Origin of the sequence: Stenotrophomonas sp. (genome assembly GCF_032066555.1) — a bacterium.
GTDB lineage: Bacteria > Pseudomonadota > Gammaproteobacteria > Xanthomonadales > Xanthomonadaceae > Stenotrophomonas.
Map to the genome: position 1 here is coordinate 51,427 of NZ_DAMBKV010000003.1, position 11,850 is coordinate 63,276.

Here is an 11,850-nt window from a genome sequence, read left to right on the forward strand (position 1 = left end):
TCTGACTCTGACTCAGACATTCGGAGGTTCGAATCCTTCCGGGGCTGCCAAACACAAAAGGCCTGATCGAAAGATCAGGCCTTTTTCTATACAAGACCATCCCACCCAGGCCAACCAGCAGGCCAAGTGTGCGATAATCGACACGCACCATAGCCCCGTCGCCAAGCGGTAAGGCATCTGACTCTGACTCAGACATTCGGAGGTTCGAATCCTTCCGGGGCTGCCAAACACCAAAGACCCGATCGAAAGATCGGGTCTTTTCTTTTGGGCGGAATTGGGGATTGGGGATTCGCCGAAGCCGAAGCCGAAGCAACGATCAAAAACCAAGGCCCCCCTCCCCAGCCCTCCCCTGCGCTGCGCGCAAGGGAGGGGGCGGATGGTGACGCCCTGCCTGCATTCCGCAGAAAGCCCGGCACTTACCCCCTCCCTTGCGCGCAGCGCAGGGGAGGGCTGGGGAGGGGTGCTTTGGGCTTTGGGCTTTGGGCTTTGGGCTTTGGCCTCATCCCCGGCTTTTACCCCGCAGAACCCCCAATCCCAATCCCCAATCCCCAATCTCCAACCCCCAAAACGACAAAAGCCCGGCCAAGGCCGGGCTTTTGCTTTCCCAGTGGGATTCCGAAGAACCCCACCCCGAAGCGATTAACGCTTGGAGAACTGGGTGGCGCGACGTGCCTTGTGCAGGCCGACCTTCTTACGCTCGACTTCACGGGCGTCACGGGTCATGAAGCCAGCCTTGCGCAGCTCGGACTTCAGGGTTTCGTCGTACTCGACCAGCGCACGGGCGATGCCCAGACGGATCGCACCGGCCTGGCCGGTGGTGCCGCCGCCGGCAGCAGTGACCAGGATGTCAAAGCTTTCGGTGTTCTGGGTCAGTTCCAGCGGCTGACGCACGATCATGCGTGCGGTCTCACGGCCAAAGAACTCGTCCAGCGGACGGCCATTGACGGTGATCTTGCCAGTGCCCTTGCGCAGGAACACGCGAGCGGTGGAGGACTTGCGGCGGCCAGTGCCGTAGTTTTGAGTGATAGCCATGATTAGATATCCAGAACCTGCGGCTGCTGTGCGGCGTGCGGATGCTCAGTGCCGGCGTAGACCTTGAGCTTGCGGTACATCTGACGACCCAGCGGGCCCTTCGGCAGCATGCCCTTGACCGCGATCTCGATCACGCGCTCCGGGTGACGCTCCAGCGCCTGCTCCAGGGATTCGGTCTTCAGGTTACCGATGTAGCCGGTGAAGCGATGGTACTTCTTGTCCTTCAGCTTCTTGCCGGTTACGGCAATCTTGTCGGCATTGATGACGACCAGGTAATCACCGGTGTCAACATGCGGGGTGTAGACCGGCTTGTGCTTGCCACGCAGGCGGCGAGCCAGCTCGGTGGACAGACGGCCCAGCGTCTTGCCGGCGGCGTCAACGAGGTACCAGTCGCGCTGGACGGTCTCGTTCTTTGCAGTGAAAGTGCTCATAAAGAACTCAGGTAGGTCGGGCTGATTGCGGCGAGATGAACCACCGGAACTTTGCCACGCGTTGTGAAGGTGAAACAGAAGAGGCGGGATTGTACTGGCCTCAGGCGCCTGGCGCAACTCAGCCCCTGAACGGCACCCTGCCCCAGCCTTGGCAGGCCGCAGGCCAGCGGCGAGAATCGGGCCTACCCCACTGCAACGCCCCGCCATGACCCCCACCCGCGTACACACGCCCCTGGACCACCTGCTGACTGAAGCCCAGCGCGCCCTGGACACGGTATTCGGCAACCCGCCGGCGGCCCGCCCCAACCCGGCCGGCGACACCCCCGAGGTGGTGTTGGAACCGGCTGAAGCCCGCCATGCGGCGGGGCTGATGCGGATCAACCATGTAGGCGAAGTCTGCGCGCAGGGCCTGTACTTCGGCCAGGCGGCGGTCGCCCACGACCCGGCTACCCGCGCGCACCTGCTCGATGCCGCGCAGGAAGAGACCGACCACCTGAGCTGGTGCGCCGACCGCCTGCGCGAGCTGGACAGCCGCCCCAGCCTGTTCAACCCGCTCTGGTATGCCGGCAGCTACACCATCGGCACGCTCGCCGGCCTGCGCGGTGATGGCTGGAACCTTGGCTTCGTGGTGGAGACCGAGCGCCAGGTGGAAGCGCACCTGGACGAGCACCTGCAGACCTTGCCGGCGGCCGACCAGCGCAGCCGCGAGATTCTCAAGGTGATGAAGCTCGACGAGGCGCGCCACGCCGAGCACGCCGAACATGCCGGCGCGCGCAAGCTGCCGTTCCCGATCCCGTCGATGATGGCACTGGCCTCCAAGGCGATGAAGGCCGTGGCCTACCGGATGTAGCGCACCACCTGTAGAGCCGAGCCATGCTCGGCTGGGCCTTACCGGGAACGCCTCTGCCGAGCATGGCTCGGCACTACATGGGATGGATTTTTGCCAAACGCCTCTGCCGAGCATGGCTCGGCACTACATGGGATGGATTTTTGCCAAACGCCTCTGCCGAGCATGGCTCGGCACTACCTCAACCCTGGTCTCAGCTGACCAGCTTCAAGCCGATCACGCCGGTCACGATCAGACCGATGCACAGCAGCCGTGGCCAGCTCGCGCTGTCGCCAAACAGGATCAGACCGGCAATGGCCACGCCAACGGCGCCAATCCCGGTCCAGACCGCATAGCCGGTGCCTACCGGGATCGTGCGCAGTGCCTGGGTCAGCAGCCACAGGCTGATGCCGGCAAACACCACGGTGAACGCACTCGGCCAGAGCCGGGTGAAACCTTCGCTGTACTTCAGGCCCAGCGCAAAACCGATCTCGAACAGGCCCGCCAGCAGCAGGTAGATCCAGGGCATCGCCAACTTCCTTTACATGAAAACACGACGGCCCGATGCATGAGCACCGAGCCGCCGTCGACAAACGTCTGCATCACTGCAGGGCGGGCCGTCCCGCCTGTTGTTGCGCAGAACCGGCAAGCCGGCGCTGCGCAGTTAGTGCTTATTCGGCCAGGTTGCGACCGTGGAACAGCTCTTCGATCTCGCGGCGCAGCAGCGCCTCGATCTTCATGCGTTCCTTGAACGACAGGTTCTTGGCCTTCTCTTCGAACAGGTACTGGTCCAGGTCGAAGTCCTTCAGGTGCATCTTGGTGTGGAAGATGTTTTCCTGATAGACGTTGACGTCGAACATCTCGTAACGCGACTTGATGTTCTTGGCCAGGAAGTTCTGGATCGAATTGATCTTGTGGTCGATGTAGTGCTTCTTGCCCTTGATGTCACGGGTGAAGCCACGCACGCGGTAATCCATGATCACGATGTCCGATTCCAGACTCTCGATCAGGTAGTTCAGCGCCTTCAGCGGCGAGATCACGCCACAGGTGGCCACATCGATGTCGGCACGGAACGTGGCGATACCTTCCTGCGGATGCGTTTCCGGATAGGTGTGCACGGTGATGTGCGACTTGTCCATGTGCGCGACCACGGCGTCGGAGATCAACTCCTTGCCAGCGGCCTTCTTGTCGATCACCGGCTCCTCGGAAATGAGAATTGTGACCGAGGCACCCTGCGGGTCGTAATCCTGACGCGCGATATTCAGGATGTTCGCACCAATGATCTCAGCCACATCGGTGAGGATCTGCGTGAGACGATCGGCGTTGTATTCCTCGTCGATGTACTCGATATAACGCTGGCGCTCCTCTTCGGTACGCGCATAGCAGACGTCATAAATGTTGAAGCTCAAGGCCTTGGTGAGGTTGTTGAATCCTTGCAACCTCAGGCGAGGCAACGGCTTGACCACGGCGGTCGATCCTGTAGATGGTGGGAAAGGCGGAAGTATGGGGCAAAGTGGGGCGCTGTGATACTTGCTCCTTTATGCCCGTTTGCCCCTTATGCTCGGCCTCGTTAAGCTTGCCCATTAAGCAAGTTCATCCAAACTGTGAACGCCATCATGAGCCTAGGTAACGCCACCACCGTGTCTAACGTGCGTCTTGCCTCCAGCCCGCTGGCGCTGGATATCGCTACCATCGACCGCTTTCTGGCCCACAGCCACCGCCGCCGCTACCCGGCGCGGACGGATGTGTTCCGCCCGGGCGACCCCGCGGGGACCATGTATTACGTGATCAGCGGCTCCGTCAGTATCATTGCCGAGGAAGACGACGACCGTGAACTGGTCCTGGGTTACTTCGGTGCCGGCGAGTTCGTCGGCGAGATGGGCCTGTTCATCGAGTCGGACAAGCGCGAGGTCATCCTGCGCACCCGCACCCCCTGCGAGCTGGCTGAAATCAGCTACGAGCGCCTGCATCAGCTGTTCCTGGGCCCGCTGTCCGTGGACGCGCCCAAACTGCTGTACGCCATCGGCTCGCAGATCTCCCGCCGCCTGCTGCACACCAGCCGCAAGGCCAGCCGCCTGGCCTTCCTGGACGTGACCGACCGCATCATCCGCACCTTGCACGACCTGTCCAAGGAACCGGAATCGATGAGCCATCCGCAAGGCACCCAGCTACGCGTCTCCCGCCAGGAGATCGCCCGCCTGGTGGGTTGCTCGCGGGAGATGGCCGGCCGCGTGCTGAAGAAGCTCCAGGCCGACGGCCTGCTGCATGCCCGCGGCAAGACCGTGGTGCTTTACGGGACGCGGTAGCACCCGCGCTGATACGTATTCACGTATCAACCCCATGGTTTGCGGGGCAAACCATGGGCCCCGGTTCATCAGCTCCCAATTCCCCGCGCCTGTCGGCGCGCCCCCTTTACCAAAGGGGGCTCTCTGGACTGATCTACCTCGGGAAAACCCTTTGCCAGCGCGCTGGTAGCCCGGGTAAGCAACGCGCACCCGGGGGCTCTTCGCGCGTTGGTGACGATTCCGCCAGGCACCCTACCTTGCCTGCTTCCCGGGTGCGCTGCGCGTACCCGGGCTACGCGGTCTGATACGTACCCGGCCTACCCGGCCTGATACCTATTCACGCATCAATCCCATGGTTTGCGGAGCAAACCACGGGCCCCGGCTCATCAGCTCCCAATTCCCCGCGCCTGTCGGCGCGCCCCCTTTACCAAAGGGGGCTCTCTGGCCTGATCTACCCCGGGAAAACCCTTTGCCAGCGCTCTGGTAGCCCGGGTAAGCAACGCGCACCCGGGCTCTTCGCGCGTTGGTGACGATTCCGTCAGGCACCCTGCCTTGCCTGCTTCCCGGGTGCGCTGCGCTTACCCGGGCTACCCGGTCAAAGTGTGATGTCTGTCGGCGCCAATAATCTCATTCACCCTTGCGAAGACCAGGATCCCGCAATGGCTCGATGCAGCCCCCGGAACGTCATTCCAACAACCCAGGCGCGTGGACATTTCGCCGACATAGCCGTGAGTTAGCGTCCATTCGGCGCTGATACGGGTCAGGAATCAACCCAAACCATTACTTACCGATGTAGCTTTCCTTGACCTGCCCAGCTGTGGCCCGCAGTCTTGGGGAATGGAATTTGGCAATGAATTTTACTGGTTCATCCTGATCGGCCTGGGTGCGCAGCTGGTGGATGGCGCACTGGGCATGGCGTTCGGGCTGATCTCGTCGTCGGTACTGCTGAGCATGGGGCTGCCGCCAGCGGCGGTCAGCGCCAGCATCCATACCGCAGAAGTGTTCACCACCGGTGCTTCGGGGGTCTCGCACCTGGTTGCCGGCAACGTGGATAAACGCCTGTTCTTCCGCCTGGCGGTGCCCGGTGCCATTGGCGGGGCGATCGGTGCCTACGTGCTTACGCAGCTGCCCGGCGACGTCGTGCGGCCGTTCATCTACCTCTACCTGCTGGTGCTGGCGATCTTCATCCTGGCCCGTGCGGCGGGCAGGTTCGTGGCCAAGCAGGAAGTGAAACGGGTTCCGGTCCTGGGCTTCTTCGCCGGCCTGCTGGACGCCACCGGTGGTGGCGGCTGGGGGCCGGTGGCCACCTCCACCCTGCTGGCCCGTGGCGGCCAGGCCCGCACCACGATTGGCTCGGTCAACGCAGCCGAGTTCGTGGTCACCTTGTCGATCTCAGCCACCTTCCTGCTGTCGATGGGTTTGCAGCACCTGTCCATCGTCGCCGGCCTGCTGGTCGGCGGCATGATGGCCGCACCGGTGGCGGCCCTGTTGGTGAAGCGGGTCAAGGAGCGCTGGGTGCTGATCGCCGTTGGCGTGCTGGTGCTGTCGATCAGCCTGTTCCAGATTGGAATGGCGGTGGTGAAGCTGCGGGGGGCTTGAGGCTTGGCACTGCTCCACCAGACTTCGCGCGGACATTCGGAGCCCCTCTCCCGCTTGCGGGAGAGGGGTTGGGGTGAGGGGAGCTTTTGACTTTGCCTTAAAGCCTCAAGAGCCCCCTCATCCGCCCTCCGGGCACCTCGCTCCGCGCCCCGGCCCCGCCTAGCACGCGGGGCGTACGAACAGTCACGAGCCTTTGCCTCGTAAACGCCTGTTCTTAACCCCGCTTGCGGGAGAAGGGATGTTGGCTCCGGTAGGCTCTGCTGGTGCGTCCAAAGCTCCCCTCATCCGCCCTGCGGGCACCTTCTCCCGCAGGCGGGAGAAGGGATGTCGGCTCCGGCAGGCTCTCCAGGTGCGTCAAAAGCCCCCTCATCCGCCCCCCGCCTTCGCGGGGGCAGGCTCTACGGGCACTTTCTCCCGTAAACGGGAGAAGGGATGCCGGCTCCGGCTGGATCGTTGCTTGCCCCGCTATGGATTACTTGGGCAGCGGCTTGCCGCCGCGCCCCGGGCAGCCCCAGTTGAGGATCGGGGTGCCGGCCGGCAATACCTTGCCGAAGTACGCCACCCGCGAATGCTTGGGGTTGACCACTACCGGCGCCTTGGCGGCCTTCAGCAGCGGCAGGTCGGCGGTGCTGTCGGAGTAGGCGATGGCAATGTCGCCATAGCCGCGTTCACGCAGCATGCGCATCTTTTCTTCGTTGTGGCAGTGGCGGGTGGCACCCATCGCGCCCATGCGCGGCCCCACTTCGCTGCCGATCACCGGCACGCCCTGTTCGGCCACGAAGGCGAGGATGGCGCGGGCCAGCTCCGGCGGTGCGCCGGTGGCCACGATCACCCGGTCGCCGGCACGACGGTGCGCGGCGAACACCTGCAAGGCATGCGGCAGCAGGTGCTGGCGGATCTCGTCCTCGTGCTTGAGCACGTACTGGTCGATCACCTTGTTGAACTCACGCGCCTGGTGCAGGCCAAAGGTGGCGATCCAGACATAGCCGGAAATGCCAAATCGACGCGTCGGCAGCATCGCTACCAGCGGCCCCAGCAGCGGCGTGGCGAGGATGGCGACCAACAGCCGCAGGGGATTGCGCTTGATCAGCCAGGCGAACAGGTGGCTGCCGGAATCGCCGTCGTACAGGGTGTGATCGAAGTCGAAGACGACCAGTTGCGCGTCGTCACGCGGGTTCGGGTAGGGATCAGTCATGCCGGGAAGAATAGCTGACGCAGGCCCTCGCCCGGCTCTTCGACGCGCATGAAGGTCTCGCCGACCAGGAAGGCATTGACCCCGGCATCGCGCATCAGGGCGACGTCGGCCGGGCCCATGATGCCGCTCTCGGTGACCAGCAGGCGGTCGCGCGGCACTGCGTCCTTCATCGACAGCGTATTGTCCAGCGACACCTCGAAGGTGCGCAGGTTGCGGTTGTTGATGCCGACCAGCGGCACCGGCACCTGGATGGCGCGCTCCAGCTCGTCGATATCGTGCACTTCCACCAGCACATCCATTCCCAGTTGCATGGCCAGATCCGACAGCTCGGCCAGCTGGCGGTCGTCCAGCGCCGAGACAATCAGCAGGATGCAGTCGGCACCGAGCACGCGCGCTTCATAGACCTGGTACGGGTCGATGACGAAGTCTTTGCGCAGCACCGGCAGCGTGCAGGCCTCACGGGCCTGACGCAGATACAGGTCGGCGCCCTGGAAGAAATCCACATCGGTCAGCACCGACAGGCAGCTGGCGCCGCCCAGTTCGTAACTCACCGCGATATCAGCCGGATGAAAATCCGGGCGGATCACGCCCTTGGACGGACTGGCCTTCTTTACCTCGGCAATCACCGCCGGGTCACCATTGGCAATCGCCGCGTTCAGCGCATTGGCGAAGCCGCGTACCGGCGAGGCATCAGGCAGACGCGCCCTCAACTCGGACAGCGGCACGTTGGCGCTGCGCTCCGCTACCTCCTGCACTTTGCGGGCGAGGATGGTGTTGAGGATGTCGCTCATGGATCTGCTTCCTGGAAGACGGGCGTTGCTGACGCGGGTGATTGGGGGATTATCAGGGATTGCCGGCCAGCGCGCGGCTGGCGGCAACATACTGCTGCATGCGCGCGCGGGCGCTGCCATCGGCAATCACCGCGCGGGCGCGGGCCAGGCCGTCGGCGATGCTGTCGGCCACACCGGCCACATACAGGGCGGCGCCGGCGTTGAGGGCGACGATATCGTTGGCAGGGCCCGGCTGGTTGTCCAGCACCGCGCGCAGCATGGCGATGGACTCTTCCGGGTTTTCGACCTTGAGGTTGCGGCTGGCCGACATGGCGATGCCGAAGTCCTCCGGATGAATCTCGTACTCGCGCACCTTGCCGTCGCGCAGCTCACCCACCAGGGTGCCGGCGCCGAGCGAGATTTCGTCCATGTTGTCGCGGCCCCACACCACCAGTGCGCGCTCGGCACCGAGCTCGCGCAGCACGCGTGCCTGGATGCCGACCAGATCCGGGTGGAACACGCCCATCAGGATATTGGTGGCGCCAACCGGATTGGTCAGCGGGCCGAGGATGTTGAAGATGGTGCGCACACCCATTTCTCGGCGTACCGGCGCGACCACCTTCATTGCCGGGTGGTGCATCGGCGCGAACATGAAACCGATGCCGGTCTGCTCGATGGCTTGTGCAACCTGCTCGGGCTGCAGCTCGATCACCGCGCCCAGCGCTTCCACCGCATCGGCGCTGCCGGACTTGGACGACACGCTGCGGTTGCCGTGCTTTGCGACCTTGGCGCCAGCAGCAGCGACCACGAACATCGAGCAGGTGGAGATGTTGAAGGTATGCGAGCCATCGCCACCGGTGCCGACGATGTCGACCAGATGGGTCTTGTCGGCGACCTGCACCGGGCGCGCGAACTCGCGCATCACCGTGGCCGCGCCGGCAATCTCGCCGACGGTTTCCTTTTTAACGCGCAGGCCAGTGAGGATGGCCGAGGTCATGGTCGGCGATATCTCGCCACGCATGATCTGCCGCATCAGGTCGACCATCTCGTCGAAGAAGATCTCGCGGTGTTCGATGGTGCGTTGCAGGGCTTCCTGCGCGGTGATGGTCATGACAACTCCAGAATCAGGAAATAACGATGTAGTCGCTTTGGCTGTGGATGCCGGCGTGCGCGCCTCGTAGCAACTGCACGTGCAGGCCACCGATCGGCCCGACCGGCAGGCAGTTGTCCACTTCCAGCAGGGCATCGCGGTGCGGCTTGATCCACTGCGCCTCGGCCTGCGCCAGCGCCTTGCGCTTGGCTTCGGCCGCATCAGCAGCGACCACCAGCAGATAGCGATGCGCTTCGCCGAACTCGCCTTCGACGTAACCGCCGAGGTTGACGAAGAACAAGGTCGGCGCGTCGGCCGCAGGCGCGTCATCGCAGATGCGCACCTGCCAGTCGTCGACGCCATCGACCGTCATCCATGAATCCAGATGCAGGCCTGCAGCCTCGCCGAACCATTGCTGGCGCAACTGCGGGTAGGTCTGCTCGATAGTCGGGCCAACCCCGAACACCACGTCGTGCACTTCGGTATTGGCACGCGCATGGCGGCCACCGAGCATCACCACGAACAGGCGGAAATCTTCCAGGCTCACGGCGTCGGCCTCGCGGTAAGTGCCAGACGCAGGCCGAAGCCGATGAACAGCACGCCGGCCAGCTTGTCCAGCCACTGCATGCCACGCGCGGCCCAACGGCTGCTGCGCACACGATCGGCTGCCAGCACGTAAGCGGCATTGATCGGCAGCGCGTTGACCATGAAGATCAGGCCCAGCAGCGCGAACGCCAACGGCTTGTTCTGCACCGACGGCGCGATGAACTGCGGCAGGAACGCCAGGAAGAACAGCACCACCTTCGGGTTCAACACATTGGTCAGGAAGCCACCGGCGAATACCTGCCACCACGAACCGGCACTGCCGCTGCTGGCGGCGATATCGGCCTGCAAGGTCGATTCACCGGTGTTGCGCAGCAGGCGCACGCCCACCCACAACAGGTAGGCCGCGCCGATCCACTTGATCACCGTGAACAAGGTAGCCGAGGTCGCCAGCAACACACCCAGACCCAGCGACGCCAGCGCCACATGCACCAGACAACCGGCACTGATGCCGGCAATGGCGGCGAAACCGGCACGGCGGCCGCCACGCAGCGAGCGGCTGATGATGTACAGCACATCCGGGCCCGGCGTCAGGTTGAGCAACCAGCCGGCCAGCATGAACAGCAGCAGCTGGCTCGGCTCGATCAACATGTGCGGTCCAGGAAGTTCTTCATCAGCGCATGGCCGTGCTGGGTAAGGATGGATTCGGGGTGGAACTGCACGCCCTCGACCGGGTACTCGCGGTGGCGCAGGCCCATGATCTCTTCCATCGAACCGTCCGGATTCTCGGTCCAGGCAGTGATCTCCAACGCCGCCGGCAGCGTGTTCTTGTCCACCACCAGCGAGTGGTAGCGGGTGGCTTCGTAACGGTCCGGCAGACCGGCGAACACGCCCTTGCCTTCATGGCGGATCGGCGAGACCTTGCCATGCATGATGTTGCTGGCACGGATCACGTCACCGCCATAGATCTGGCCGATGGCCTGATGGCCCAGGCACACACCGAAGAGTGGAATGCTCGGGCCGAGCTGGCGGATCACCTCCAGCGACACACCGGCTTCGTTCGGCGTCTTCGGGCCGGGCGATACCACGATATGCGATGGCTTGAGCGCAGCGATCTCGGCGACGCTCATCGCGTCATTGCGCACCACCTTCACTTCGGCACCCAGCATCTGCAGGTATTGCACGAGGTTGAAGGTGAAGCTGTCGTAGTTGTCGATCATCAACAGCATGATTCAGTTTCCATCGCTAATCAGGAATATGGCGTAGACGTTTTCGGTGTAGGTGATTGGACCAGCTATCAGCTGCTCACCGGGGGGGCGTATCGCATAACCCACACTGCGGCTACCGGTAACCTGTACCCGGTCGAGCGAATCGCCCTCCTTGAGGAAGGCGTCCGCTCTGTTTGCATTCGACCAGCTGCCAGCCTGTACACCGTAGGCAAAGCTGGGGGCAACATCTGAAATCGTATAAAGGCCGATGATCTTCGCGCCGTAGGCATCGGCGAGCCCCTTGGCAGACGCGCGCGTCTGCGCAGCCGCTTCGGCCTTGAGTTCGGCACGCAGCCGCGCTTCACCCGAATACATGGGCTTTGCGGTGCTCACCTGTACTTCGCTGCTGGCATTCAACTCAGCAAGAAACGCCTGCAACTGCTCTGGCTTTTCGAAGGAACCTTCCAGATCACGGCTGACGGCGGTGCCCACAAACACTTCTTCATCGTCCTTGTAACGCGTGGATGGCTCGATGCTCAGGTTATCCATGCGTACCGTCTCGGCGATGGCGCCGTGCTTGGCGAACAAGGCCATGGTCCGCTCCGCATTGGCCTGGACCTTGCGACGGGCGATGTCGGTCTGCATATCCACCGACTCCAGCGCGATCTTCACCACGAAGCGATCCGGCATCACCTTGCGGCTGGCATCGCCCTTCACCAACAGATGAGGCTGTGACGGAATGGAGTTGGCCTGCGCCCACGCTTGCGGAACAGCGGCAAACAGCAGCGATGACCACAGCAACATGTTCGACAGCTTCATGCGGCGCTCCTTGTCAGGGTGAGAGGGACAACGGTGAGATCACTACGGTGCA

Annotated in this window: 14 protein-coding genes and 1 tRNA gene; 4 read left to right on the forward strand and 11 right to left on the reverse strand. The window is 63.4% G+C overall.

Going from position 1 to position 11,850, the window contains the following annotated elements; translation table 11 throughout:
* Window positions 1–151: 151 nt before the first annotated feature.
* Window positions 152–226 (forward strand) — tRNA-Gln (locus RT131_RS05140).
* A gap of 413 nt (window positions 227–639) precedes the next feature.
* Here RT131_RS05140 and rpsI read toward each other — a convergent pair.
* Together rpsI and rplM are read right to left on the reverse strand one after the other, a co-directional pair.
* Entirely contained in the window at window positions 640–1,032 is a 393-nt protein-coding gene (rpsI, locus tag RT131_RS05145; protein ID WP_303748658.1) for a 30S ribosomal protein S9, read from the reverse strand.
* Between the two features lie 2 nt (window positions 1,033–1,034).
* The gene (gene rplM / locus RT131_RS05150) at window positions 1,035–1,463 is read right to left on the reverse strand and encodes a 50S ribosomal protein L13 (protein WP_312370871.1); all 429 of its coding nucleotides are present in this window, start codon (window positions 1,461–1,463) and stop codon (window positions 1,035–1,037) included.
* 205 nt (window positions 1,464–1,668) lie between these two features.
* Between rplM and coq7 the strand changes: the two genes are divergently transcribed.
* Window positions 1,669–2,313 carry a 2-polyprenyl-3-methyl-6-methoxy-1,4-benzoquinone monooxygenase gene (gene coq7 / locus RT131_RS05155; protein ID WP_313170868.1) on the forward strand — a complete coding sequence of 215 codons (645 nt, stop codon included), beginning with the start codon at window positions 1,669–1,671 and terminating at the stop codon, window positions 2,311–2,313.
* Between the two features lie 190 nt (window positions 2,314–2,503).
* Here the strand turns inward: coq7 and RT131_RS05160 are convergent, their stop codons facing one another.
* Both RT131_RS05160 and speD read right to left on the reverse strand, forming a co-directional pair.
* Complete coding sequence (locus RT131_RS05160; protein WP_312370866.1) at window positions 2,504–2,818, reverse strand: multidrug efflux SMR transporter; 315 nt, start codon at window positions 2,816–2,818, stop codon at window positions 2,504–2,506.
* 142 nt (window positions 2,819–2,960) lie between these two features.
* Entirely contained in the window at window positions 2,961–3,755 is a 795-nt protein-coding gene (gene speD, locus RT131_RS05165; protein WP_313170870.1) for an adenosylmethionine decarboxylase, read from the reverse strand.
* A 150-nt stretch (window positions 3,756–3,905) separates the two neighbouring features.
* Here speD and crp point away from each other — a divergent pair, with 150 nt between their 5' ends.
* A complete protein-coding gene (crp, locus tag RT131_RS05170) occupies window positions 3,906–4,595 on the forward strand; it encodes a cAMP-activated global transcriptional regulator CRP (protein ID WP_313170872.1) in 690 nt (229 codons plus the stop codon).
* 816 nt (window positions 4,596–5,411) lie between these two features.
* A complete protein-coding gene (locus RT131_RS05175) occupies window positions 5,412–6,173 on the forward strand; it encodes a sulfite exporter TauE/SafE family protein (RefSeq protein WP_313170874.1) in 762 nt (253 codons plus the stop codon).
* Between the two features lie 472 nt (window positions 6,174–6,645).
* On the opposite strand, the gene RT131_RS05180 is transcribed toward RT131_RS05175, so the two are convergent.
* Genes RT131_RS05180 through RT131_RS05210 form a run of 7 tightly spaced genes read right to left on the reverse strand, consistent with a single transcriptional unit; the run spans window position 6,646 to window position 11,798 of the window.
* On the reverse strand, window positions 6,646–7,368 hold the full coding sequence (locus tag RT131_RS05180; RefSeq protein WP_313170876.1) for a haloacid dehalogenase-like hydrolase: 723 nt from the start codon (window positions 7,366–7,368) through the stop codon (window positions 6,646–6,648).
* On the reverse strand, window positions 7,365–8,159 hold the full coding sequence (gene trpC, locus RT131_RS05185; RefSeq protein ID WP_313170878.1) for an indole-3-glycerol phosphate synthase TrpC: 795 nt from the start codon (window positions 8,157–8,159) through the stop codon (window positions 7,365–7,367). The genes RT131_RS05180 and trpC overlap by 4 nt, the downstream gene beginning before the upstream one ends.
* Window positions 8,160–8,211: 52 nt before the next feature.
* On the reverse strand, window positions 8,212–9,249 hold the full coding sequence (gene trpD / locus RT131_RS05190) for an anthranilate phosphoribosyltransferase (RefSeq protein ID WP_313170880.1): 1,038 nt from the start codon (window positions 9,247–9,249) through the stop codon (window positions 8,212–8,214).
* A gap of 13 nt (window positions 9,250–9,262) precedes the next feature.
* Window positions 9,263–9,775, reverse strand: a complete 513-nt coding sequence (locus RT131_RS05195) for a DUF1543 domain-containing protein (protein ID WP_313170882.1) — start codon at window positions 9,773–9,775, stop codon at window positions 9,263–9,265.
* Window positions 9,772–10,422 (reverse strand): LysE family translocator, encoded by a 651-nt coding sequence (locus tag RT131_RS05200; protein WP_313170884.1) that lies wholly within the window; start codon window positions 10,420–10,422, stop codon window positions 9,772–9,774. Before RT131_RS05200 ends, RT131_RS05195 begins: the two co-directional genes overlap by 4 nt.
* Window positions 10,416–11,000, reverse strand: a complete 585-nt coding sequence (locus RT131_RS05205; RefSeq protein ID WP_293705836.1) for an aminodeoxychorismate/anthranilate synthase component II — start codon at window positions 10,998–11,000, stop codon at window positions 10,416–10,418. Before RT131_RS05205 ends, RT131_RS05200 begins: the two co-directional genes overlap by 7 nt.
* Before the next feature lie 3 nt (window positions 11,001–11,003).
* Complete coding sequence (locus RT131_RS05210; protein ID WP_313170886.1) at window positions 11,004–11,798, reverse strand: SIMPL domain-containing protein; 795 nt, start codon at window positions 11,796–11,798, stop codon at window positions 11,004–11,006.
* Window positions 11,799–11,850 lie beyond the last annotated feature (52 nt).

Coding starts and splice junctions, on each gene's coding strand:
- RT131_RS05160 (WP_312370866.1), bottom strand. CDS start 2,818: ATGCCCTGGATCTACCTGCTGCTGGCGGGCCTGTTCGAGATCGGTTTT.
- rplM (WP_312370871.1), bottom strand. CDS start 1,463: ATGAGCACTTTCACTGCAAAGAACGAGACCGTCCAGCGCGACTGGTAC.
- trpD (WP_313170880.1), bottom strand. CDS start 9,249: ATGACCATCACCGCGCAGGAAGCCCTGCAACGCACCATCGAACACCGC.
- rpsI (WP_303748658.1), bottom strand. CDS start 1,032: ATGGCTATCACTCAAAACTACGGCACTGGCCGCCGCAAGTCCTCCACC.
- RT131_RS05180 (WP_313170876.1), bottom strand. CDS start 7,368: ATGACTGATCCCTACCCGAACCCGCGTGACGACGCGCAACTGGTCGTC.
- trpC (WP_313170878.1), bottom strand. CDS start 8,159: ATGAGCGACATCCTCAACACCATCCTCGCCCGCAAAGTGCAGGAGGTA.
- crp (WP_313170872.1), top strand. CDS start 3,906: ATGAGCCTAGGTAACGCCACCACCGTGTCTAACGTGCGTCTTGCCTCC.
- RT131_RS05210 (WP_313170886.1), bottom strand. CDS start 11,798: ATGAAGCTGTCGAACATGTTGCTGTGGTCATCGCTGCTGTTTGCCGCT.
- RT131_RS05175 (WP_313170874.1), top strand. CDS start 5,412: ATGGAATTTGGCAATGAATTTTACTGGTTCATCCTGATCGGCCTGGGT.
- RT131_RS05200 (WP_313170884.1), bottom strand. CDS start 10,422: ATGTTGATCGAGCCGAGCCAGCTGCTGCTGTTCATGCTGGCCGGCTGG.
- RT131_RS05205 (WP_293705836.1), bottom strand. CDS start 11,000: ATGCTGTTGATGATCGACAACTACGACAGCTTCACCTTCAACCTCGTG.
- coq7 (WP_313170868.1), top strand. CDS start 1,669: ATGACCCCCACCCGCGTACACACGCCCCTGGACCACCTGCTGACTGAA.